The organism is Parabacteroides faecis (assembly GCF_014647375.1).
In the GTDB taxonomy this organism is placed as follows: Bacteria; Bacteroidota; Bacteroidia; order Bacteroidales; family Tannerellaceae; genus Parabacteroides; species Parabacteroides faecis.
The window spans coordinates 236,046-260,397 of sequence record NZ_BMPB01000005.1; the positions used below are offsets into that span (position 1 = coordinate 236,046).

At 45.1% G+C, this 24,352-nt stretch carries 18 protein-coding genes; 11 read left to right on the plus strand and 7 right to left on the minus strand.

Annotation, left to right across the window (positions count from 1 at the left end; translation table 11 throughout):
* The first annotated feature begins 93 nt into the window (after nt 1-93).
* Nucleotides 94-1,098: a helix-turn-helix domain-containing protein gene (locus tag IEY67_RS08560; RefSeq protein ID WP_183671232.1), complete on the plus strand. Its 1,005-nt coding sequence runs from the start codon at nt 94-96 to the stop codon at nt 1,096-1,098.
* Nucleotides 1,099-1,234: 136 nt separating this feature from the next.
* Here IEY67_RS08560 and IEY67_RS08565 read toward each other — a convergent pair whose 3' ends face one another.
* The 4 genes from IEY67_RS08565 to IEY67_RS08580 all read right to left on the minus strand — a co-directional run bounded on the left by IEY67_RS08565 (nt 1,235) and on the right by IEY67_RS08580 (nt 7,053).
* Entirely contained in the window at nt 1,235-2,374 is a 1,140-nt protein-coding gene (locus IEY67_RS08565; RefSeq protein WP_183671231.1) for a PepSY-associated TM helix domain-containing protein, read from the minus strand.
* The gene (locus tag IEY67_RS08570) at nt 2,371-3,201 is read right to left on the minus strand and encodes an alpha/beta hydrolase (protein ID WP_183671230.1); all 831 of its coding nucleotides are present in this window, start codon (nt 3,199-3,201) and stop codon (nt 2,371-2,373) included. Before IEY67_RS08570 ends, IEY67_RS08565 begins: the two co-directional genes overlap by 4 nt.
* An 18-nt stretch (nt 3,202-3,219) precedes the next feature.
* Nucleotides 3,220-4,635, minus strand: a complete 1,416-nt coding sequence (locus IEY67_RS08575; RefSeq protein ID WP_122374895.1) for a DUF4374 domain-containing protein — start codon at nt 4,633-4,635, stop codon at nt 3,220-3,222.
* Nucleotides 4,636-4,698: 63 nt separating this feature from the next.
* Complete coding sequence (locus IEY67_RS08580) at nt 4,699-7,053, minus strand: TonB-dependent receptor (protein WP_183671342.1); 2,355 nt, start codon at nt 7,051-7,053, stop codon at nt 4,699-4,701.
* A gap of 177 nt (nt 7,054-7,230) precedes the next feature.
* Here IEY67_RS08580 and IEY67_RS08585 point away from each other — a divergent pair, with 177 nt between their 5' ends.
* From IEY67_RS08585 to IEY67_RS08620, 8 genes are all read left to right on the plus strand, one after another.
* Nucleotides 7,231-7,929, plus strand: a complete 699-nt coding sequence (locus IEY67_RS08585) for an Rpn family recombination-promoting nuclease/putative transposase (protein WP_229801004.1) — start codon at nt 7,231-7,233, stop codon at nt 7,927-7,929.
* 373 nt (nt 7,930-8,302) lie between these two features.
* Entirely contained in the window at nt 8,303-9,280 is a 978-nt protein-coding gene (locus IEY67_RS08590; protein WP_183671229.1) for an HmuY family protein, read from the plus strand.
* A gap of 18 nt (nt 9,281-9,298) precedes the next feature.
* Complete coding sequence (locus tag IEY67_RS08595) at nt 9,299-11,431, plus strand: TonB-dependent receptor (protein WP_183671228.1); 2,133 nt, start codon at nt 9,299-9,301, stop codon at nt 11,429-11,431.
* A 22-nt stretch (nt 11,432-11,453) separates the two neighbouring features.
* Nucleotides 11,454-15,737, plus strand: coding sequence for a cobaltochelatase subunit CobN (locus tag IEY67_RS08600; protein ID WP_444544177.1), 4,284 nt, complete (start codon nt 11,454-11,456; stop codon nt 15,735-15,737).
* 2 nt (nt 15,738-15,739) lie between these two features.
* A complete protein-coding gene (gene hmuT, locus IEY67_RS08605; RefSeq protein WP_122374900.1) occupies nt 15,740-16,444 on the plus strand; it encodes an HmuT family protein in 705 nt (234 codons plus the stop codon).
* 8 nt (nt 16,445-16,452) lie between these two features.
* Nucleotides 16,453-17,088 (plus strand): MotA/TolQ/ExbB proton channel family protein, encoded by a 636-nt coding sequence (locus IEY67_RS08610; RefSeq protein WP_183671226.1) that lies wholly within the window; start codon nt 16,453-16,455, stop codon nt 17,086-17,088.
* Nucleotides 17,085-17,411: a DUF2149 domain-containing protein gene (locus IEY67_RS08615; protein ID WP_122351744.1), complete on the plus strand. Its 327-nt coding sequence runs from the start codon at nt 17,085-17,087 to the stop codon at nt 17,409-17,411. Before IEY67_RS08610 ends, IEY67_RS08615 begins: the two co-directional genes overlap by 4 nt.
* A gap of 42 nt (nt 17,412-17,453) precedes the next feature.
* Entirely contained in the window at nt 17,454-18,299 is an 846-nt protein-coding gene (locus IEY67_RS08620; protein ID WP_183671225.1) for a hypothetical protein, read from the plus strand.
* Between the two features lie 793 nt (nt 18,300-19,092).
* Here IEY67_RS08620 and IEY67_RS08625 read toward each other — a convergent pair.
* From IEY67_RS08625 to IEY67_RS08635, 3 genes are all read right to left on the minus strand, one after another.
* Entirely contained in the window at nt 19,093-20,076 is a 984-nt protein-coding gene (locus IEY67_RS08625) for an alpha/beta hydrolase family protein (RefSeq protein ID WP_229801005.1), read from the minus strand.
* A 240-nt stretch (nt 20,077-20,316) separates the two neighbouring features.
* A complete protein-coding gene (locus tag IEY67_RS08630) occupies nt 20,317-20,841 on the minus strand; it encodes a DUF4890 domain-containing protein (RefSeq protein ID WP_183671224.1) in 525 nt (174 codons plus the stop codon).
* Between the two features lie 117 nt (nt 20,842-20,958).
* Nucleotides 20,959-21,747, minus strand: a complete 789-nt coding sequence (locus IEY67_RS08635; protein ID WP_122374905.1) for an inositol monophosphatase family protein — start codon at nt 21,745-21,747, stop codon at nt 20,959-20,961.
* Nucleotides 21,748-21,868: 121 nt separating this feature from the next.
* Between IEY67_RS08635 and IEY67_RS08640 the strand changes: the two genes are divergently transcribed.
* Together IEY67_RS08640 and IEY67_RS08645 are read left to right on the plus strand one after the other, a co-directional pair.
* Nucleotides 21,869-22,669: a KilA-N domain-containing protein gene (locus IEY67_RS08640; protein ID WP_183671223.1), complete on the plus strand. Its 801-nt coding sequence runs from the start codon at nt 21,869-21,871 to the stop codon at nt 22,667-22,669.
* Between the two features lie 23 nt (nt 22,670-22,692).
* The gene (locus tag IEY67_RS08645) at nt 22,693-24,285 is read left to right on the plus strand and encodes a MutS-related protein (protein WP_183671222.1); all 1,593 of its coding nucleotides are present in this window, start codon (nt 22,693-22,695) and stop codon (nt 24,283-24,285) included.
* Nucleotides 24,286-24,352: the final 67 nt, after the last annotated feature.

Sequence of the window (24,352 nt, forward strand, 5' to 3'; positions counted from 1 at the left end):
ACTTTTAGGGATTGATTATCTGATACAAAGGTGGGATATTTGCTGCTGAATTATTTACGCAAGAAGGAATTGCATTTTAATCTGACGGAAAAAATGATACACATCGAACTTTCATCTCGCGGAAGAGACACGATCGCCCTGGAAATGCCGGATATAAGTTACTTTTCTACCAATGGCTCCGGTAGGCTGGAAGAGAGTAGCTGGAATATGGGGAACGAGTTGCTGACTTACAGTATTTCCGAGTTCAAATGCAGGGATTTCAATGTGGCAAAGTACCAGATACATTGTAAAGAGGATTGTTGCCTGCATTCACGGAATGCGGATTGTTCTTTTATGGGACTTTCTTTTGTCCGTCAGGGAATGGTCGAATGTTTTATGGCAGAGACACGGGATAAGCGGATCTGGGCAGAAGGATATACGAATGTCATGGTCAGCTCGGGGATCAAGGAGGAACGTAACCTATTTAGCAAAGGGGAGACTTTCAGCATGACAAATGTGCTGATATCACCTGATTTCTTCCGTCATCTGTCGGAGCGCTATCCTGAATATTTCGAGAAGGCTTATCTGCGGCTCGACAGTGGAGAGACTTTTTTCCTGGCTCCCGAAAATATACTGATCCCCGTAACTCTGGATACGGCATTGAACGATATTGAATTATCGCGGATGATGGGGAATGCTTCGCCGATGTATCTGGAGGCAAAAGTGGTCGAATGCTTGTCCCTGTTTATGCGGGAGACGGAAGGAAAGGAAGAGACTAAGGAAAGAGTGGTCTCCGTTTCTGACCGGGATAAGATTTACCAGGCGCGGGATATTATCTGCACCGAGTATCTGAACCCGCCGTCATTGCGTGATCTGGCTTTGCGCGTCGGGACGAATGAATGTACGTTGAAAACAGGTTTTAAACAGACGTTCCGGACGACTGTCTTTAATTATTTATTTGATTACCGAATGAATATGGCTGTTCATTATCTGCTGGATACCAATAAGACGATAGCCGAGGTTGCCAGTCTGGTCGGGTATGATTATCAGGGACATTTTTGCACGGCATTTAAAAGGAAATTTAATATTGCTCCTTCAGAATATAGAATGAAAGCTTAAAAAGGAATATAAGTTAATTATAGAAAATAATAAGGCCAGCTTAGTTGCAGGTTCATTTGATGATTGACAGCAAATGAACCTGTAATAGCCAAGCCTTTTTGATAATGGGATAGTCTACTTTCGGTAAATCCCATCCTTATTTTTTCTTTCTGATTTTCTTTTTTATCCAGAAATAATAACCGGTTATGGCAAATACTGCTCCGAGGAAAGAGACCAGGCAGGACAGTATGCGGGTAGTCAGGCCTCCCCATGAGCCGACATGTACTGAATAGATCCATCCCCTGATCTTTCCGGAATTGGGAAGATCTTTATATAATTGTACATTTGTGATCTCACCGTTTGCCGGATCGAAAGTATAACGGTCACTTCCCCGTGTATTACCATATTGAGCAGCAGACACCGTTGCCGATCCATCCTGAATAGTAATGGAGTTGTATTGCGGATAACGATTTTGCAAATCAGCTAAAACTGTTGCCCATTGCGTATAGTTTGTAATCTTTTCTTTGGAGCCTCTTTCACGAGTGCCTCTCTCTCCCGATTTTCCTTTTAAATCGGACGAAGCTGGAGCCTGTGTATGCCCCTGCATTTGAGCCGTTTCGACACCGAATACGGTATAAAAAGCATCGCGATACCAACCGAAGGACCAGGTTAATCCGGTCAATGTCAGGACGAGTAATAGCAATGTTGCATAAAAGCCCCCTGAAACATGCAGATCGTAAAAGAAACGATACCAGCCCGCTTTCGTCTTTATTTTCAAACGATTTTTTAGCGCTTTCTTATTACGAGGATACCAGATAACCAACCCGCTTATCAGGATAAAGGCAAGTACCAGCGTCGAATATCCGACAACCGCTTTACCCAGAGCGAAACTGCCGTCCCGTTTATAGGAGTCGAGCAGCCAGCGATGCAGGCGCATCATTTGCATGAAGAATCCCTGTCCGTCGTCGATACCCGTGATCTCTGCAGTATAGGGATCGATGAATGCCGCCGCCTTTTTACCCGGTAAGACTACCTGGTAGGTCCTTTTCGGATCCTGCATAACACGTAGACCGTTTATCTTGACCGAGTCGGGAAGCTGCTGGCGTGCAGCGTTTAATAAGGCGGCAGGAGGAAGCGGTTCCCCTTTTACCTCCTTGACGAAATAGCGGGAAGGATAACATATTTCCAGTATCTCTGTTTCAAATACCAATATTGCACCTGTCAGACAGACAATCGCAATGATGATGCCGAAAGGTATGGATAACCATAAATGTATTTTTGCAAATAACTTTCTCATTTACCAAATAGTTGTTTGATCCCGTCATATATTCCCGGAATAGCGACTGTTCCGTGGTTCTCTTCGGGAAATGATTTACTAAAAAAACGCAGGTTTTCCGCCTGCGGCAAAATCTCCTGAAGGAGATGGTTCACTTTATTAAGGTGGATATCCACCCGATCGGTACGTTTTTTGGAAGCGACACCGATATACAGGCTTTTCCCTGCAAAGTTCTTTCCTTCGATCAGCGAAGCGGCCTCCTGTGACAGTTTGCCCTGATCCCACCACAGGCTCGGGTCGATAGCCAGATAGGTATCGAACAGTTCCGTATGGCGGAGAAATGTATTGAGCGTAAACAGACCGGAATAAGAATGTCCGATCAACATATTCTGTCCGTTCGTCCGGTAACTACTGTCTATTACACCTCGAAGCTCTTCCGTCAGAAAACGACAGAACGACTCACTTCCACCCCCTTGCGGGAGAGTGCCCGGGCTAATCTTTCCGTCCCGTCTTGCAGCAGAAGCTGTCGGAGTGAGGTCGCGTGTACGGTCGACATTCAGCACACCGACGATGATGCTGGGAGGAAGATGTTTTCCTTTGACAGTAGTGAATGTTTGGCTGATACCCACAACCGAATGGAAGAATGAATCCCCGTCGAGCAGATAGATCACCTGATAGCGTTGTGTCGTATCCCCTTCGTAATTGTCGGGCAAATGTACCCAGTAGTTTCGTTCTTCCTGCAAGACCGTGGAATAAAGGCTGTATTTCTTTCCTATACAAATATCCTCCTGGCTCCGCATGGTTAGCGGGAGCAGGAGGAATACAAGAAAGATGTGAATACGAATCATCTTTTATCTTAACCGTTATTATTTAGCGACTGTCAGTTTGCCGACACCGCTCACCTGAGTAGCTTCGATAGTCAGACCCTTTGTTGCTACGGCTGTTGCCGGATCGATCTTGTAGATGGCAGGATTACCACCGCCTTCATTGAAGGTAACTGTTACATAAGCACTTCCGTTTTCAACATACGGTGCATCGCCGAAACCGCTGATCTGTTCTACTGAAGGAAGACCGGTTACATATGTCAGTTTCTTATCGCCAGCTTTGAAGATTGCCAGTTGGTTCGCTACGCGGTCTGCATTGGAGAATGGTTTATCATACATCAGCAACATGAAATAGTCGCCTGTGATATGCCATGTGCGAAGGAAAGAATTTCCGTTGGTCATCGCTTCCAGATTGCAATAATAATCATCGAATTCAGTCTTTCCGGCAGGGATACGTACCACACCGGCAGGCAGTGTCGTCTGTTGGCGTGCGTCGGTCATCGTTTTGGCGAAGCTCGGAGAGAATACATACACATCGCCATTGTCGGCAGCCCAGATCATTTGATAATACTGTGATTTCATACGTCCGGCAGCATAGCTGATCTTATCTGTCCGGATCAGTTTCTTGCTGGTCATGGTGGCATCATCAAAGATGGCTACCCAACATTCGTTCGGGTACTGAGTCCACTGCAACTCGTCTTTTTTATACGCGCTACTGTTTGAACCGCCTGATTCTTTTTTTACCAGGTCTTCGTTACCCGGCAATACCCATTTGCCATTCTGGTCTTTTGTTCCGTACTGGCTCAGACCCATCGGAATAGCTGCCGTATAAATCTTATTGTTATGCTCCAGAAGACCTGCCAGTGTCACATATTCACCGTTATCCAGGAAGTTTTCAGACAGATATGCTTTGTTCTGTGTATCGTTGGTCGTGAATGTTTCGGCTGCCGGATCGAGATAAGACAGCATGAATACTTTCGGAGTATAACCATTCTCGTCATTCCATTCGGTAGGGCCGTCGCCGGTTGAAGAGGTCATGATATACTTATCGTAGATGCCATAAGTAGTAAATCTCTTTACACCGAATTCGGCGGAACGCTTCTGCAATTCACCTGCTGAATCCATGATATAGGAGCGGGTACCTCCGGCTTCGCCCTGGTTGTATGTCAATGCGTATAAATATTGATTCTTAAAGAATACCCAGTAAGTTGCACCATCGTTCACAACACCGTTGTTTTTGGTTGTAACTGTACCTTCGTCCAGGGATTCGGAGGTCACCAATACATTGGTTGTATTTCCGGAAGCCGTTACGGAAGCAGCGATTACATATTCCGCATTTTTATCTTCTTCTCCGCCGCCGTTATCTCCGCCATTGCTCGGATCGTCATCACATGCTGTAAGTGTCAGTCCGGCCATCGCAGTTGCAAACAGGCCTGTTAAAAAGAAATTCTTCTTCATGTTGTGTTTGTTTTAATATGATTACTATTTATTGTTATTATATTGATAAAATATCTATTTCTGTCATCTGCCCAGATAGACACGGAACTTGCCATAAAACGCCCGTCCTGCTTTCTGAAGGCTGAAATTGTCGTAAAGTTTTTCATCGGTGAAGTTACGGCACTCGAAAGAGATGTTGTAACGTCCGTTTTGAAGGCTGTAAGACAGCGTCAGGTTATGTGAAAACTGATTGGGAACGACATATTCACCTTTGTTCGATCCGATGATGGATGAATAATAGGTAAAGCTATGCAGATATTGATTGTCATAAGTGAAGATCAATGTATTGCCTTTCTTCCAGAGATTACGCCAGTAGAGTGTTATATCCGAATCGGCAAAACGGTAGGGCAGGTTCGGCATACGCTCTTTGTAAGCGATATTTTCCGCCCCGCTGCCGATGGCTGTTTTCTGGTTGTCACGCACATTCATCTGCGTATAATTACCTCCTACACTCAGCCAGTTTGAAAAACTGTAACGGGCGGAGAGATTGTAACCTTTCGTCAGCACCTTGCCATAGTTGATATAGCTTGCAGCTTGTTTCCCGCCACTCAGGTCGGTAATATTACGTTGGATATAATCGTTGGTATTACGATAGATCAGCCCCCCTTCGACATAAAGACCATGTTTACCCAGCGTCTTGTTGTAGCTGACATTCAAGTTCACATTGTCGCTCTTTTCCGGCTTGATGCCGATATCGCCCATTTCAAGGTCTTCATTACCGAACATCTCTTCGATGGTAGGAAGGCGGTAGGCTTTCTCGTAGGAAAGTTTAGCCTGCAATCCCGGTAGGATGAAATAAGTACCTGCCGCACCATACCCTACCGAACTTACGCTGCGGGAAGTGCGGACATATTCAGAGCTCGTATTATCAGTTGCCATCGGCCCTGCCACATACTGATTATAGTGCTTGCCGAAAACGGACAGATTCCAGTGTTCCGACGGCATCAGGCGATAGGACAGTCCGGCAATATTCTTGCGTGTCTGCTTGTCGATCGCATCCGTCAGTTCCTCATTGGTAAGCAGCGAGGTATTGGAACGGCGGAAAGCGGTCAACACATTATTAAATGTGAAGACATGGGCATGTCCAAGACGATAATTGACGGTTACCGTACCATTCCAGTTATTATTGTCCGACCTTGTATGCTGATAAGACTGTTCGCCACGCGAATTCATCAGATTCTTTTCGCCGCGCCAGTTATATTCGTAAGCAGACGTATCGATATTGGTCGTCATGTTCTTATTATAGTTAGCGGTGAAAACCAGGTCCAGCCCTTTGGTCAGCAAGTCGCGTTTGTTATATTCGAGCGACGGCATCAGCGAATGGCCTTTACGATGTTTATCGCCATACACCGTATTCTGACGTACACCTGTCTGTATCTCCTGATACATATTTGAATAAGTAAAACCCAGCAACAGACGGTCTGCCCAGTTTCTATTGACAAACCCCACTTTTCCGATCACCGCCTCATTATGGTAAGTATCGTTGAAACGCTTCACACGTTCCTTTTTATCCGTATCGAGCCGTCCGGTTTCAAAATCCTTCACGGGGGCATCTACCTGATAATCGTTATCCGAATAGTTTTGGAAAGCGTTGATCTCATAGGTGAAACCATTATCCAGTGTCTGCCCGAAGTTGACATACGATTTATGTGTATTGAACGATCCGTAAGAGTAGGAAGCATCGAGGAACCAGTTACGGCGTTTTTTATTCGTCACGATATTGACAACCCCGCCTATCGCATCCGTCCCGAATCCAACGGGTACGACTCCTTTATAGACTTCGATACGTTCGGCAAAATTGACCGGAATATTATTGAGTGCAAACGAATTTCCGACACCTTCCTGCGGTACGCCGTCGATAAACACCTTCACATGCTTCCCGCTGAAACCATCCAGCATCAGTTGCATATCCGATCCGACACCACCCGATTCACGAAGTTTCATTCCCGGCGCTTTCGACAGGGCATCGCTCAGACTCTTGGTCGAATTTTGAAGCTCTTTCGTATCTACCGCAATGGCATTGAAGGCAGAACGTTTCAGTCGGCTGATACCGTTCGATACGATAACTACTTCATCCAGTTCTTCCACCTGCGGCTTGATCGTCAGATTTTGTTTCGTACGTTCACCGGCTGTCAGGCGGACTGCTTTCTCTACGGTCGTATAGCCGATGGCCGATACCACCAGTGTATAGTTTCCTGCAGGTGCTTTAAGATGATAGATACCTTCTTCATTTGTCGTACCTCCGTAGTTTGTCCCTTTCAGATAGACAGTCGCAAAATCAACAATTTCTTTTTCCGTCGATAATATCTTTCCCGAGATCATCGCTTCCTGCTGTGCCTTTGCCGCCATCGCCGCAAAAACAAGGGAAAGCGTGATCATTAATCCTCTTACAATCGCTTTCAATGTATTCAATCTTTTTACCGTTACTAAAAACCGATGCAAAGGTCGGGTGAAAATAAAAGCGCATCAATCACCGATTATAGGTAAAAACAGAGAGGAAAAAGAGGGGTAAAAGTAGCTATATGTAGGTAGTCGGATTTTTTTAAGTATAGTCTGTTGGTCCATTTACACGTTAGCTATTGGCAAATCTTCGATCTCCTTTGCGAAGACGTGGACGGGACAAAATTCATCCTGGAAATGCAGAATTGCCCGCAACGTTATTTCTTTAACCGTGGATTATATTATCTTTGCCGCATGGTCTCCCGTCAGGGAAAGACGGGACGGGATTGGCAATATGGCCTGCTTCCTGTCTATGGTATTTATCTGTTGAATTTCAGCCTGCCGGAATTCCACAACTGGAGAACAGACGTAATCCTGGCCGACGAAGCAACGGGTAAAACTTTTGGTGAGGTCAAACTGAAACAGATCTATCTGTCGTTCGACTTGTTCAATTTAACTCAAGAGGAATGTAAGACTCCTCTTGAAAACTGGATTTATATATTGAAGAATATGAATTTATTTGATATGTCTCCGTTCAAGGAGAAAGAGGATGCCTTCAGACGTCTGCTCGATGTGGCAAACCTCAGTGCCATGACTGACCATGAGCGTGCTGTCTATGAGGAGAACCTGAAGATTTACCGCGACTGGCGCGCTACGCTGATATATGCAGTAGAAGAGGCTGAGGAGAAAGGTTTGAAGAAAGGTAAAGCGGAAGAACAGCGTCTTATTGCTGCAAACTTTAAAAAACAGGGAATAAATAGTGAAACTATAGCTCAGTGTACAGGATTATCGGTAGAAGAAATTGACGAATTGTAGTTTATTATTGGCTATAAAATAAATTATCAGCCGGGTTGTTCAATACATAACAATCTGGCTGATTTTGTTTCTGTCTTTATCAGAATGAAACTCCGAAATGAAATAACATATATGATAAAATCAATTTATTAATATCAACTTTAAACTTATTTATTATGGCGGAAATACAATGTCTCAAGAGGGGATAGAGATAATTTGTGTTATCTATGTGCTTATTATACACTATTTTATTATTTCTTTTCCGCTCTTCTCCTCAAAATACCTATAACTAGGTAAGATCTCCTTTTTTTATACCCCTTTTTAGGGATTTCACATTCTTTCAGAAACCCGGAACTTTGCGGTCAGAATATATTTTACTAAATAATAGAACGCAATGAAAAAGAATTATTACTTATTAGCGATGCTGCTGGTCAGCTCTTTAACGTTTTTCTCGGCTTGTAGCGATGATGATGACAATGGTGGTGGCGATACCGACGAAACGGTAAAATCGGTTACTCTCGATGCTACAGCCTATGATAAATGGATGTATTTCAGCTTTAAGGATGGAAAATCGGTTGCCCATGAGATCGAACCGGCTGCCGGTACTTATAAAGGCGATATTTCACTTGATGTAACAGGAATGGGAAATATGGGTACTGTTTCCGATCTGAACCTGGTAGTTACCCGTCTCGAAGGGGATTCCTTAACTTTTGCATTAGACGAATTCGATTTTAGCCAATATAAAGATATCGCTTTAAAAGCCGGATTTAATATCGCTTCGGATACGATCGGCTGGACACTGACCGGCGGTACAGTCACTGCAGGCAATATCGTTATCACTCCTAAAGGAAATGTGAACGGCGATAGCATTAATCTGATCATAACAACAAGACCCGGAAGTATGCCGATGGACCTCATCGTCACGTATAAAGGCAAGCTCGAAACGCGCGGTGGTATCGATGAAACCTCTTTTGATTGGGACATCGCTTTGCATCGCTATGATGTAAAGACCAATGACGGATCGGCTCTCGATACAAAAGAAACGGATATTACAAAAGTAACGACTGTCCCGGCCAGCGGTTATGTGGCTGATGTCAGAACAGATAGCTTGATGCTGAATACGAATGGAATGCAGTTGCCTACTCCCAAGATCGGTTATACACCCAGCTATTGGAACGAAGTACTGAATAAAGGTATCGAATTCAGTTCTGTACCTATGCCTCCTACAGCGGCAAACTGGTCGATGAGCAACATGGTATACGTCATCAAACTGAAATCCGGCGAATACGCAAAGATCAAATTCACCGATTATTCAAATGATGCTGACGTAAAAGGACATATCTCCTTCGATTACGTATATCCTTTCAAGTAATAAATTCTATCTTCTTATATGAAAACGATTTTATTGATCCTGGCATCAATAGTATTATGCGGAAACCTGTCGGCGAATGAACCTCCCCGACAGGTTTCCGGCTGTATAACCGACGAAAAGGGGGAAACGTTGCCTTATGCGAATATCCTGGTAAAAGGAACGACTCACGGCACGGCTTCCGACCTCGACGGTAATTACAAACTAGACCTCTCAAAGCCCGGAGAATATCACCTTATCATTAAATACGCCGGTTTTACTCCTGTTGAGCAGCGCATCTATTTACACGGCGATACGGTCATTAACTTTCGCCTGAAAGAAGATGCCCTTAACCTGAATGAAGTGACAGTGACAGCTACCCGTACCCCCAAACTGTTGAAAGACGCTCCTGTCATTACCCGTGTCATCACTGCTACCGATATAAAGAAACTCAATGCCGTTACCGTGCAGGACCTGTTGGAAACGGAATTGCCGGGTATGGAGTTTACACGCCAGATGGACGGTCAGATCGCAGTCAACATGCAGGGTATGAGTGGTAAATATGTGCTTTTCCTGATCGACGGCGAACGTATGGCAGGTGAAACGCTCAACAACGTGGATTACAACCGCCTGAATGCCGATAATATCGAACGTATCGAGATCGTGAAAGGGGCCGCATCGGCTCTCTACGGCTCCAGTGCGATCGGTGGTGTAGTCAATATCATTACCAAGGAACCGTCCAAACCGCTCGAAGTCAATGTAAGTGGCTATTACGGAAGCAATAACGAACAACGTTACGGTGGAACGATCGGTACAAAGCAGAAAAATATAAGCAGCTTGACTTCCGTCATGTACAAGAACAAGGATCATTATAGCCTGTGGAGTTCCGATCGTACGGATTCAGCGATTATCTATGGTGGAAAAGACCTGAGTGTCGATGAAAAATTATCCTGGAAAGTCTCCGATAAAATAACATTGACGGGAAAAGGTGGTTTTTATACCCGCCTGGCTGATATTGCGAACGATAAGAAAACAGATCGTTACCGCGATTACAACGGCAGTGTGCGAATGAACTACCTGATATCGGAAAAGCAGGATTTGACGATCTCTTACCTGTTGGACCGTTATAACAAATATGATCATTATACGAAAACAGATGCCGATTCACTGAATTACCGGAATACACAGCATACGGCACGTGCACAATACAATTACTCTTTTACCCCTAACAACACGTTGATCGGGGGAGCCGAGTTCTTTCGTGACGAACTGATGTCTTACCAGTTCAGCGGCGATACACATTCCACCAACGATTATATTCTGTATGCCCAGCATGATTTTAATGTGACGGAACAGTTCAACCTTGTGTATGGGGGACGTATGGATTATTATAATTCATTCGGTGCGCATATCAGTCCCAATATCTCTTTAATGTATAAACTCAAACCGTTTACGTTCCGGACTTCCTATTCGCGTGGTTTCCGTGCTCCGTCATTGAAAGAGATGTGGACTGAATGGGATATGGGCGGTATGAATATGTTTATTATTGCCGGTGATCCCAACCTGGAACCGGAGATCAGCGATAACTTTTCCGTATCTGCCGAATATAGTCGTGACCGTGTGAATTTCTCCGTGATCGGTTATTATAATAATATCAAGGATAAGATCACAACGATCTTTAGTGCGGACCGCGATACTTCTTATTACCGGAATATCGATAAATCGAAGCTGGCAGGCCTGGATGCAAACCTGGCTGTCAAATGTCCCTACGGTTTTACGGTGAAGGCGGCCTATGCTTATGTCCATGAGAATATGAAACAGAATGGATATAATGTATCGTCTACCCGTCCTCACTCTGCCACTCTGGGTATAAATTACGAATATTCAAGAAAGAATTATGACTTGAATGTGGCATTGAACGGCCGTTTCCTCGGTAAGCTGGACACCTACGAGGCGAACAGTACGGGCGATACCTTTACGCCGGTGCATTATTCCGGTTATCAGAACTGGAAGATAACAGTTTCACAACGTCTGTTCGGGGCTTACCTGCTTCAGGCAACGGTAGATAATATCTTTAATTACAAACCGGATATTATAGCCTCCAATTCGCCGATGTCGCCGGGTACAACCTTCATGATCGGCCTATCTGTTAACATCGACGAGATATTCAAATAAGCAAACAACAACAAACCAATAAATAATGAAACGGAATTTAATCATTGCAGGAGCAATAATCGCTGTCGTATTGATAGCCTGGTTTATCTGGGCGAAGGTAGCCGGCACGACCAAGGTGGCTCTTGTGAACTTCCCCAACTATCAGGTTGCCCGCATGGCAAAATCCCTGGATACTGGTTTTATCGACCTGAAACAATTGTCGATCGACGATTTCGACAAACTAAACCGCTACGATGCGATCCTGATCTTCGGTATGGGTATCCGGATGACAGACGAACATCGTGCCGTACTCGAAAAGATGAAGGAAAAGAATGTACCTGTCTTTTCAACAGCTGTGACCGATCCGGTGAACAATATCAGCAGCCTCGATTCCATTCAGAATAAACGGGTGGCGGACTACCTCACGAATGGTGGTTCCGTTAACTACCGGAGCCTGTTTAACTATATCCGCAAGGAGCTGACAGGCAAGAGTGCCTTTACCGGAGAGATCAAAGAGCCGGTGGAGATAAGCTCCGACGTCCTGTTCCATCTGGATGACGAACGGGTATTCGACACGGTCGCCGATTTTGAGAAATATTATAAGGAAAAAGGCTTTTATAAAGAGAAGGCTCCGAAAGTGGCTCTTATCGTTGGGATGGCGGGACCGTTCGATACGAACAAGGATCATCTGGATTCATTGATCGTTAGCCTCGAACGGCGCAATATGAATGTCTATCCTGTCTCCGGCTTCGCCAGCCGTCTGAAAATGCTGGAAGAGATCGATCCGGCAGCCGTGATTTATATGCCGCACGGCCGTTTGCTGATGGGGCAGGGCGAAAAGGCTGTGGAATGGCTGAAAGCACATAATGTGCCCATGTTCTGTCCGATCACGATCAATGATACGTATGATAACTGGATGGCAGACAAGCGCGGTATGGCAGGAGGCTTTATGAGCCAGAGTATCGTGATGCCCGAACTGGATGGCGGTATCGTTCCGTTCGCCCTGAATGCACAGTTTATCGATGATGACGGGTTGTACCTGTTTAAGAATATCCCCGGGCGTCTGGCGCAATTCTCCGATATGGTTGCCAATTACCTGCGGTTGCAATCGCTTCCGAATAAAGACAAGAAAGTTGCTATCTATTATTATAAAGGTCCGGGAAAGAATGCCATGACGGCAGCCGGACTGGAAGTGCTTCCTTCTCTCTATAATTTCCTGAAAGCACTGAAAGCGGAAGGATACGATCTCTCTGCTTTGCCGGCTACGGAAAAGGACTTCGAAGCTCTGATCAATGAACAAGGTCCGGTATTCAATGCTTATGCTGAAGGGAACATACAAAAATATCTGAATTCTGGTTATCCCGCCTGGGTATCATCTCCGCAATACAGTACCTGGTTGGAAGATATATTCAGTCCGGCGATGCAGGATACGTTGATTCATAAATATGGAAGAGGTCTGGGAGATTATTATACTCGTGAAGTGGATGGTATCGAACAGATTGCTGTTACCCGTATCGATCTGGGTAATGTGGTCTTATTGCCTCAGCCTACTCAGGGAACGGGGGATAACTCTTTCGCTGCCGTCCATGGTTCGAACGAGATACCACCTCATCATTATATTGCTTCTTATCTATGGGTACAGAAGGATTTCAAGGCGGATGCCATGATCCATTTCGGTACGCACGGTAGCCTGGAGTTCATTCCCGGCAAGCAGGTTGCCCTGTCGTCCGACGACTGGACCGACCGCCTGGTGGGTTCGCTTCCTCATTTCTATCTTTATACGATCAGTGACGTGGGAGAAGGACTGATCGCCAAGCGCCGCAGCTATGCCGCAACCATCTCTCACCTTACACCGCCTTTCATTGAAACCGGCCTTCGCCGCGAAGTGGACGATCTGTTGAACGATATCAAGCGTTATCTGGCAACCGACCTGCGCGACGAATCCCTCAACCTGAAGATCAAGAACAAAGCGATCGGGATGGGATTACACCGCGACCTTCAACTGGACAGCATCCGTACACAAGCTTATTCTGATACCGAGATCGAAAAGATCGAGAACTTCGCAGAAGAGCTATGTGCCGAAAAGATCGTAGGCGGCCAATATACCTTAGGCGTTCCGTACGATGAATCGAAGATCGCTTCTTCTGTAAAACTGATGTGTACCGAACCGATCGCCTTCAGTCTGGCTAACCTGGATGAGGTACAGAAGAAAGTTACACGGAAGCAAATCGAGAACCAGGCTTTCTTTAATGATAACTATCGTACGAAGGCACAGCAGGCTGTTAAACGGGTCATGGATAATCCGGCTATGGCAGACGACCCGGCTTTGCTGGCTCAATTGGGTGTCTCTCCTGCCACTGTCGCTAAAGCACAAGCTATCAAGAAGGCATCCGAACCGAAGATGAACCGGATGATGGCTATGATGATGGCCAAAATGTCGGAAGAATCCAAAGACGGCAAGAAACCGAAAATGGGACACGGCCATCCTGCCGGTATTCCCAAGACTGGTAAAATGCCGGATGCTGTAAAGAAGATGCTTGCCTCTGCCGATACAACAGCTAAAAGCCAACATCCGATAGACGGAAAGAGCGGAGCGACCCAACAAATGGATACCGTCACCCGTGAGCAACTCCTGTTTGCCAATGCCGTTTTGGACATCCAGCATGCTATCCGGAACGTGAATAATTACCGGGAGTACCTGCGTAAAAGTCCGCAGATGGAACTGGACGGTTTTATCAATGCGCTGAATGGGCATTATGTAGCGCCCAGCCCCGGCGGAGATGTTATTTCTGACCCGAACGTATTGCCTACCGGACGTAACTTATACGGTATCAATGCCGAAGCAACCCCGACTCCCGCAGCCTGGGAAAAAGGGAAAGAGATGGGCAACCGCCTGTTGGCCGAACATGCGAAGAACCACGGTGGCGCAACTCCTCAAAAGGTCAGTTTCACGCTTTGGTCGGGCAGCTTTATCGAAAGTGAAGGAGCAACGATCGCTGAGATCCTTTACTTATTGGGTGTTGAGCCGATCCGCGACCAGTTCAACCGTGTGCTGGATATCCGCCTGATCGATGTCAAAGACCTGGGCCGTCCGCGTGTAGATGTGGTAGTCCAGACTTCCGGTCAGTTACGTGATGTGGCAGCTTCCCGGCTGACCTTGATACAGAAAGCCGTAGATATGGCAGCGGCTGCCGGAGACGGCGAAGATAACTATGTGGCGAAAGGCCGTAACGATGCCGAGCGTGTCTTATTAGATAAAGGTTTCTCTCCGAAAGAAGCCCGCGAATATGCAACACAACGTGTTTTCGGCGGAGCGAACGGTATGTATGGGACCGGTATCACTTCTATGGTGGAAAGTGGTGATCGTTGGGAAAACGAGTCTGAAATAGCCAACGTTTACCTGAATAATATGGGAGCCACTTACGGTAATGAAAAAGACTTCGGTGGTTTTAAACCCGGTATTTTTGAAGCTGCCCTTCAAAATACGGAGGCTGTCGTACAGCCCCGCCAGAGTAATACCTGGGGAGCGCTCAGCCTCGACCATGTCTATGAGTTTATGGGCGGTATGAGCCTGACGGTCCGTAATGTAACCGGCAATGATCCTGATGCTTATTTCAATGACTTGCGTAACCGCCATCAGGCTCGCGTACAGGATTTGAAGTCGGCGATCGGTGTGGAGACCCGTTCGACCCTGTTCAACCCTGTTTATATGAAAGAACAGATGAAAGAAGGTGCTTCCGCTGCTAATGCGATCTCGGAAACGATCCGTAATACATACGGCTGGAATGTCATGAAGCCGAAAGCGATCGACAATGAGATCTGGGATCAGTATTATGAAGTATTTGTAAACGATAAGCTGAATGTCGGGGTGAAAGAGTTCTTTGAACGTGAAAACCCGGCTGCTTTGCAGGAAGCAACGGCAGTCATGATGGAAACGGCCCGTAAAGGTTACTGGAAAGCGACTCCGGAGCAGTTGAAAAATATTGCGGCTCTTCATTCGGAGCTGGTTGAGAAATACGATGCCGGTTGTAGCGGCTTTGTCTGCGATAATGCTAAATTGCGCTCTTTTATCGGCGAACAGTTACCGGAAACTTCTGCCAAACAATATCAGGGTAAAATCGAATCGGCCCGTAACGAAAGTATTTCGGATGACGGAAAAAGTGTTGTCCTGAAGAAAGACAAGAGTGTCCAGGCTAACGAACCGATGAAGCCGGAAAACATGTCTTCATTCAGCCTCGCTCTGATCAGCTTCTTCTGGCTGGCTGTGATCTTCCTGCTTATATTCTTTATCCGGAAAAGAACCCGGAAGACTAAAAAGAGAAAATAACGATGGATAATATATTGCTTTTGCTGTCGCTTTTTGCAGTCGTCAAGAGTTTATTTATGACAAGCCTGTTACCGAACCGCTGGTACAGGCTTGCCTTCAGCCTCTCGTTGGGTGCATTCATCATGCTTTGCCATCCGTATGCGATGGAAGTGAACAAGCTGGAGTTGCAACGGGTGTTGTCGAGCCAGTCTGCTATGATGAATATTTCGCTGGTGGTGATGGTGGATATGCTGTTGTCGTGTTATTTCTGTATCGCCCGCATCAAGGATTGGGAGGATAGTAAGTCGTTCCGGTGGTATACCAAACTATTCAGGTATATGCCGTCACTACTGGTTTTTCCAGCCTTGTATTATATTCATATCACGCTATTTTTTTCGCTGACAGGAGTTGATTTTCTGCGTACGAGTATCGGACTGGCAGCGGGTGTGACGATTACGTTCGGACTGGCTTCCTTCTATATGCGTAAACTGATTGCAGAGAAAGAACTGTTGATCGAACTGGTGGTCATCCTCACTTTCTTTGTCTGCGTACTGGTGATCTGCTGTACGATCTTTCATCCGTCGGCAACCGTTTACAATCATCCTTCGCCGATCGACTGGGTGGGATGCGCAGGAACATTAGCTGTACTGCTGGCTATTTTCATTCTCGGATATCTTTGGACACAGGTGGTCCGCATGTATAAACAACGTAAAAATTCTAAGCACTAAATATCATTATGGAACAAGTTTCAAATATTTTATTCTGGATATCAAATGGGTTATTGGTACCCGTCATTGTTGGTTTGCTCTTTTTCTTTGCCAAAAGTGTTGTTATGCTGGGGGGCTTTGTCGGTCAGTATATACAACGTATCAAACAGGATAAACAGTTACGTCTTCGTATGGACCAACTGGATCAATCGACTATTCATGCTTTTTCCGGAGAATTGGATGAGCAGCCGGATTCTTTGTTTACTCAAACTGCCAAACAACTGCTATCTACGGATAGTATGGCGGTGGCAAACCGTGTCCTCTCCGAATATGAAGTGACAGCCGATGCGGAACTGGGTAAATATAAGGTATTGGTCAAATTCGGCCCGATCCTGGGATTGATGGGTACGCTGATCCCGATGGGACCGGCTTTGGCTGGACTTTCCACTGGTGATATCGCTTCAATGGCTTACAATATGCAGGTGGCATTTGCTACGACCGTATTGGGATTGTTCTCCGGCGCAGTCGGTTTTATCTTGTTGCAGGTCAAGCAGCGTTGGTTCACTTCCGATCTGATATATCTCGATTACCTGTCCGAACTTTCCAGAGAGAAGCCGATAGCGGCCAAAGCGACATTAGTAACCTCTAAAGCTGTAAACGAATGAGTCGCCGCCGGGTATTGAATGCAACCGAAGATCATGATCCGGTTGCGATGTTGTCGAATTTGTTCGATGTGGCTATGGTATTTGCCGTAGCCTTGATGGTCGCATTGGTTACCAAGTTCAATATGACGGAGATCTTTTCGCAGGAAGATTATACGATGGTGAAAAATCCCGGCAAAGAGAATATGGAGATCATTACGAAGGAAGGGCAGACCATTACGAAATATAAGCCTTCGGAAAGCCAGGAGAAGTCCGGTAAGAAGGGAAAGAAAGTGGGAATAGCTTATGAAATGGAAAACGGGGAGATTATTTATGTTCCCGAATAAATTTATGATTACTTTTGAAACCAATAAAAATAAATAACACGTATGAAACTTACTTCTCCCTGGACAGGTATACTGTCTTTCCTGATCGTTTTATTCACGATGCCGTTAGGACATGCTGCCATGATCCTGATGGAGAAACTTCTGGGGCATGATCTTCTTTATCCTGCAGCGTTCGGCCTGGGGGTGTTAGGGATCGTGATGTTGTTGATCGGGATCATTTCCAGGAAAGAGACTTCGGCTACGTTTCTGGGATTGTTCGGCGGACTGTTCGTCTGGACAGGATGGATCGAGTTCGGGTATGTCTATTTCGCCAACCGTTTCGGTGTACAGCCGCTGATCGAGAACGGTCAAGTGGTGACGAAACCGGAATATCTGATCATGCCTTCTTCGTATGGTTTCTGGGCAATCGTTATGCTGTTCTATATCTTCAGTACCCGCTCAGGTTGTAACTTTTTTAACTGGATACAGCGTAAGATACATTACGGTCAACCGGTGGAGACACTTCAGCCGATCATCCGTAATGCAGCCATGACTACTTTTATGGAACTGAATGTTCTTTTATGGACTTGTTACATGATATTGCTTTTCTCTTACGATAACGAGTTCCTGGGCGATCGTCATCCGGTAACGATGTTGATCGCTTTCGGTTCGCTGGCCTGGTCGATCTATCTGTTTATCCGTTTGCTGAAGATCAAGAAACTGGCGTATGCTATCCGTTACGCTATTCCGACAGTGATCATCTTCTGGACCTTTGTCGAGATATTGGGACGTTGGGACATCCTGACCGAAATATGGGTGGAACCGGCTCACTACTGGCTGGAGATGACAATGATGACCATCGCTTTCCTGGTATTGCTGGGGGTATTATTGTTCAAGCATAGAAAGTAAGGTTTGAATTAGAAATAATTGAACCCAAATGACAGGTTCTGTAGGGGCGGGGTTTGCCCGCCTTTTGCGACAATAATATAACAACCGGTGGAGATGGGCGGGCAGACCCCGCCCCTACATTCATTTCTGATAATAATTGAACTTTTTTCATTTTAAATAAATGTCATTTTGTCGGCGTAAAATTTAATTCGCAAGCATTTTGGTTGAATAATCGGGGCATTAATAACATACGCTTTTGACATTACTCCTCTTATAGAAAACGGATATATACATTTATTAACGCAATGTTTAACTGATAGGCATTTTTAATTCGATTGAGAAAAAAGATAAACTCGTTTTAAACGAATTATTTTTCCTTTTAAATGAGTTTTATTTTTATTGTAGCGGAAATATCTGCTTGTTTAAATGTGTTTATTTGTTAATTAAAGGTTGTTTGTGTTATTTTATATACATTGGAAATGTTCGATTGTATGTTATAAAGCATTTAGTCACTTCTGGAACTGCTAAAAAAGCAAGCAACTCTCTTCTGCCTAAAAGTTCGACAATAATTGTCTCTCACAACAAAATAGCGGATATTGTAATGATAATACGATATAATAATATCAATGCATCTGTAATTATGACATCTCGAATATGGTAACCCTCTCTACGATCGAATAAGAACAAACCCTCACCGCTCCATCTCCATACAACTCATCCGCAGGTTACATGAGATAACATTTTGTCAGTTTGATATTCTATTGACACATTGGCAAATTGACTTATTATTGACAGTCGCTGAACTGATATCTTTTTAGAGATTATTCTGAATGTAATCCTGGAGTGTGAAATCCTTTTTAGTTTCCGGTTTGCCGGGGATAGTCTCTATTGTGTTTATAAAGGCTTTCTGCCGGAGGAGAACAAAACGGTCCAGAAAACTCAGGATATCATACCGGTTGTTATCCATCGGTATCCCTGCCATCTCATGACCCGCTTCTTCTGCCAGATAGAAATAATAGGGAGATTGTTTTACCTGTAACTGTTTCGCTATAAAATTCGACCCCCATAACCCCATATTTTCAAGTAAAGCCTTATCGAAAGGAACTGTTCGGTCTGCATTTCCATGGAAAAGCATAATAGGGCACGGTAATTCCTGCCAGTCCGGTATTCCCAGACTACAGATAGCTCCGGCAAAAGAGATAACGCCTGCATAATTGAAAGAATCAGGCAGTTTTTGTGTTAAAGGAGTTCGGTTACATATTTCATATTCTGCCTGCAGGGAGGTGACGGCCCCGGCACTGGAACCACAGGCAACGATCTGTTCCGGTTTTACTTTCCATTCTTTGCTGTTATCGACAATGTAACGTGTAGCATCGAAAAAATCTTCAACAGCCATTGCAATAGCTTTTTGTAAAGTGGCGGCAAATTGCATCGGGTCGGTCATCTTCCCGGTATCTATATCTTTCAGACCGGTCCGGTAATCGGTCGATACAACTACATAACCGTTTTTTGCCAGGAAATGAAAGTAGGGAATATAACTGTCGTTATCCCTGTTACCACCTTTAAAACCCCCTCCGAAGGCAAAAAGGATGACCGGTTTGGATAACGTATCACCAGCTGGTATATTCTGTAATTCATATTTATCCAGACGTAATGTATCTGCTCCTTTTATGGCGAATGTATAGGTTTGTTTACCTACTATATATTCATTGGCCCGGCTTCCTGCCGGTTGCCGGTTACAAGCTGTCAGAAAACAGATCATGACCGTTATCAGGGATAAGAATAGTTGTTTGTTCATAACTTTCCGTTTTTATATTACCCGTAAAAATAATGATATATCTGTAGATACTCTATTTGCTAGCCGTTATTTTATGTACCCGGGGCAATATCGGTTTCCTTTTGGTATAACAAATGCCGGTAGCTGCTATGATAAAATGCCGCATATAATAACAATACGCAGAAGCTTACAGATTTATTATTTTCTTTTTTTGAGAAATATCTGTATTCTTCTGCGTTATCTGCGGTCGGTAAAGCTTTTTTATTCCATCCAATCGCCATCAAATCCTTCACCGGGTCCACCTGGTCCCCCTGGTCCGCCCGGACCTTCGGGAGCTCCATTGCCCGGACCTTTCGGGCGGTTCTCCTTCATGTACTTCTGATACTTTTTGTATTGTTCTTCAGTCAGGATCTTTTGAACGGCAGCATCGTGCTCGCTCATCATTGTATCCATTTTTTCCTTCATCTTGTCGGGAGAAAGCTGCTCTTCATTATCCCTGTCGGGACGCATCTGTTGCATTTTCTCCATAAAGGTTTTCTCTTCCTCTTTGAGTTGTGTCACCTGCTCGTCCGTAAGCGACAGTTTCTTTATGAGCTTGTCGGTGATAAAGGACGGGGCTTCTCCTTTCCGGGGAGGACGTTGGTCCGGTCTGTCCGGCCTGTCATGGTTACAACAACAGCAACAACAGCGAGGCTTTCCGGGGAAAGGTCCGTGTTGAGGCTGGGCGGCAGCGGAAGCCAGTAAGCCAAAAGTGAATAAGCTTGCAATAATCATTTTCTTTTTCATATACCTTTCGATTATGTTGATTTATCGGTGAAGATAAATGACATTGCAAGCTGTTACAAATAAAATAGACAGACAGGGAAAGATTGCCTGTAAACGAATGATATTTCCCCTTTAAAATCAGGACCGGGAGATCAACTGCATCAGTGTTTCATGCATCGCACCGTTAGTGGCAAGCACTTCATCGCCCGATTGCCAGTTGTCACCACCGCTGAAATCGGTCACTTTGCCTCCTGCCTGCATCAGGATCAGGGCACCGGCGGCAATATCCCAGGGACCGATATAGGCTTCGATACGGGCTTCGAACCGTCCGGCGGCGATATAACATACTTCGGCCGCTGCCGCTCCCATCAACCGGGTTCCTCCGGCAAAGCCGTACAGCTTGTCGACCAGGTGAAGGGCTACCGGGCGGTAGGCATCCGAGTTGTAAGGGAATCCCAGATCGATAAAGGCTTTGTCGAGGTCGGACACGTCTGAAACATGAATTTCTCTGCCGTCGAGGTAAGCCTTGCTTCCTTTCCAGGCATAGAAACATTCGTCCCGGCAGACTTCATAGACTACACCGAGTAATAACTCCTCCTTGTTGCGCAGGGCGATGCTGACACAGTAAGGGGCAAGGTCATGAATATAGTTGGAAGTCCCGTCCAGCGGATCGACCAACCAACAGTAGTTCTCGTCGGTCAGGCTTCCGCTACCTTCTTCGGCAATGAAACCGGCTTCGGGAAGTAGGGCGGAGAGTTGTGCGATCAGCCATTTTTCCGATTCTTTGTCGACATACGATACATAGTTGTGGGCACTCTTTTCTTCTACACGTGCGCGGTCGAATTTACGTCGTTCCTCTTTCAGGAAAGCCCCGGCTTGCCGGGCTATCTGTTGTACCTGGGTACAAAGTTCTTCTAACTTCAACATATCTTTATTTTCTCTTTTTGGTCTGACAAACATACGCATTTTGGAACTAAATAATAGGGGTTGTACTGAATATTAATGAAAAAGATATACTTTTGACACAGAACATAAAATACTATGTGACATGGCAAAGATAAAAGTGGAAAATACAGAGATAGCTGTTGTAACATATAATGATAAGGATTATATTTCATTGACAGACATGGCTCGTAGTCAAATGCAGGAGCATATTATATTTAGATGGCTTAGCTTGAAAAGTACGCTTGAATATATAGGAGAGTGGGAAATGTTGTATAATCCTTGTTTTAATTGTACCGAATTCGGTACAATTAAAAATATGTCAGGTAGTAATAATTTTGTTCTTTCTGTCAAAACATGGATTGAGCGTACTGGTGCAATGGGGATTGTTTCAAAAGCTGGCAGATATGGAGGTACTTATGCACATTGTGATATCGCTTATCATTTTGGAATGTGGATAAGTCCGCGTTTTCAGTTGTTACTCGTTAAGGAATACCAAAGGTTAAAGGCTGAAGAGCAAGCTCAACTAGGGTGGACGGCTAAGCGCGAACTATCAAAGATAAACTATCGTATTCATACCGATGCTATCAAGCAAAATCTTATTCCAGCCGAAGTTACACCAAAACAGTTAAATATTATCTATGCAAATGAAGCAGATGTGCTGAATGTGGCTATGTTTGGTATGACTGCAAAGATATGGCGAGAACAAAATCCGCAACTGAAAGGTAATATTCGCGATTATGCTACCATAAACGAATTGATTTGCTTGTCCAATATGGAAAATCTTAATGCTGTATTTATCGATCAGGGAATGTCGCAAGCTGAACGGCTTATTAAACTGAATCAGATTGCTATTCAACAAATGAGAGTACTGGAGGATGGTGGAAGCAGGAATTTATTAAAATAATATAGATAATAAACGATTGTCCTATGAGTATCTTTAACTTCCGGAAACGTCCTGCCGGTTATGGCGGTGAGGAGAAAGCGGAAACTTATGATTTCTTTGAGATCGCTGCTTTCTTCCGTTGTGATTCCCATAAACAGGCTCTGGGGGAATTGTCTGAGCAAACATGTTCTGACCTGGGACTGGATGATCTGTTTATGTTTACCGACCGTACGGCCTCACGGGTGGGCCAACAGTACCTTTATAACCTGATGCGCACGATCCCGGCCAAGGAAGGAGAGATAAAGGCGAACGAGGCTATCATTGAAAAGTTCTCTGCCGATTCCGGAGGACATGCCTCTGTTGTAAAGGAACTGCATACTTTACAGGCGGTGGAGGCGTACAGTATTGCTCCCTTATTGCAGACCGAACATCCGCCTGTATCTGCCTGGTGGCAGTTTGTGCTCCGGGTTTGCAGTCTTTTGCCGACACTGTTCCTTTTATTGTTTCTGTTTTATAAGCTGATACCGGCATTGCTGCTATTGGTTGTTGCTATTTTGGTGAACGGAGTGCTCCATTACCGGAATAAACACAACGGTCTCGGGTATCTGGTTTCCATGCCCCAGTTGATGAAGATGCTGGACGCAGCAGGGAAACTGGCGGCTGATCCGTTGTTATCCGCGATAAGTAAAAAGGTGCCGGAGGCACTGGCTTCGTTGGAGACGTTGAGGCGGTCGAGTAAATCCCTGCGAATAGAGTCGAGGCTGGATAACGACCTGGCTGTGATTTTGTGGGCGATTACGGAAATAATAAAGATATTTTTCCTGATAGAACCTTTGTCCTATAATAAGACGGTCCGTTTGTTGAAAGATAAAAATGCGGCCATCGAAACCGTATTCCGTTTTATCGGGTTAGCCGATAGCCTTTCGTCGGTGGCTTTTCTCCGTAAAGGGCTTCCTTCTTATTGTCTTCCGGAACAACCGGACGGGGAGGTGCGTGTGGAAGCAGACGGGATGTATCATCCGCTGGTGGAGAATTGCGTTCCGAATGCGATCGGCATACAAGGGCGTTCTGTCCTGTTTACCGGTTCGAATATGTCAGGTAAGACGACCTTTATCCGGACTTTAGGCGTGAATATTCTCGTGGCACAGACATTGAATACCGCTTTTGCCCGGCGGATGCGGTTACAGATGCCCGTTATGATACATGCCGCGCTGATGTTGTCCGACAGCCTGTCCGATGGCAAGAGCTTTTACATGAAGGAGGTGGAATCGATCCGTGACATGCTTTCTTACAGCCAAAGCGAACAGACCAACCTTTTCCTGCTGGATGAGATATTTAAAGGAACGAACACGACTGAACGGATAGCGGCGGCTAAGGCTGTGCTGTCATTCCTGAATACTTCCCGCAATATCGTGGTGGTTTCCACCCATGATACCGAACTGGGTACATTCCTTGCAAATGAATACGATTTGTATCATTTTTGCGAGACAATATCCGGGGGTATGCTTTCGTTCGATTATAAGCTGAAGTCCGGAAATTTATACCAGCGGAATGCAATACGGATCCTGGAAATCAACGATTATCCGGCCTCATTGATCGAGGATGCTTATTCCGTTATCCGGCAGATAGAAGGTTAAGCTTTTTATTCTTGAATTTCTTTTCTATATTTGTTAAAGAATTTTCAAACAAAACAGGGTATTTAAC

Coding starts and splice junctions, on each gene's coding strand:
- IEY67_RS08595 (WP_183671228.1), top strand. CDS start 9,299: ATGAAAACGATTTTATTGATCCTGGCATCAATAGTATTATGCGGAAAC.
- IEY67_RS08645 (WP_183671222.1), top strand. CDS start 22,693: ATGAGTATCTTTAACTTCCGGAAACGTCCTGCCGGTTATGGCGGTGAG.
- hmuT (WP_122374900.1), top strand. CDS start 15,740: ATGGATAATATATTGCTTTTGCTGTCGCTTTTTGCAGTCGTCAAGAGT.
- IEY67_RS08570 (WP_183671230.1), bottom strand. CDS start 3,201: ATGATTCGTATTCACATCTTTCTTGTATTCCTCCTGCTCCCGCTAACC.
- IEY67_RS08590 (WP_183671229.1), top strand. CDS start 8,303: ATGAAAAAGAATTATTACTTATTAGCGATGCTGCTGGTCAGCTCTTTA.
- IEY67_RS08610 (WP_183671226.1), top strand. CDS start 16,453: ATGGAACAAGTTTCAAATATTTTATTCTGGATATCAAATGGGTTATTG.
- IEY67_RS08625 (WP_229801005.1), bottom strand. CDS start 20,076: ATGAACAAACAACTATTCTTATCCCTGATAACGGTCATGATCTGTTTT.
- IEY67_RS08565 (WP_183671231.1), bottom strand. CDS start 2,374: ATGAGAAAGTTATTTGCAAAAATACATTTATGGTTATCCATACCTTTC.
- IEY67_RS08615 (WP_122351744.1), top strand. CDS start 17,085: ATGAGTCGCCGCCGGGTATTGAATGCAACCGAAGATCATGATCCGGTT.
- IEY67_RS08580 (WP_183671342.1), bottom strand. CDS start 7,053: ATGATCACGCTTTCCCTTGTTTTTGCGGCGATGGCGGCAAAGGCACAG.
- IEY67_RS08575 (WP_122374895.1), bottom strand. CDS start 4,635: ATGAAGAAGAATTTCTTTTTAACAGGCCTGTTTGCAACTGCGATGGCC.
- IEY67_RS08620 (WP_183671225.1), top strand. CDS start 17,454: ATGAAACTTACTTCTCCCTGGACAGGTATACTGTCTTTCCTGATCGTT.
- IEY67_RS08630 (WP_183671224.1), bottom strand. CDS start 20,841: ATGAAAAAGAAAATGATTATTGCAAGCTTATTCACTTTTGGCTTACTG.
- IEY67_RS08560 (WP_183671232.1), top strand. CDS start 94: ATGATACACATCGAACTTTCATCTCGCGGAAGAGACACGATCGCCCTG.
- IEY67_RS08635 (WP_122374905.1), bottom strand. CDS start 21,747: ATGTTGAAGTTAGAAGAACTTTGTACCCAGGTACAACAGATAGCCCGG.
- IEY67_RS08640 (WP_183671223.1), top strand. CDS start 21,869: ATGGCAAAGATAAAAGTGGAAAATACAGAGATAGCTGTTGTAACATAT.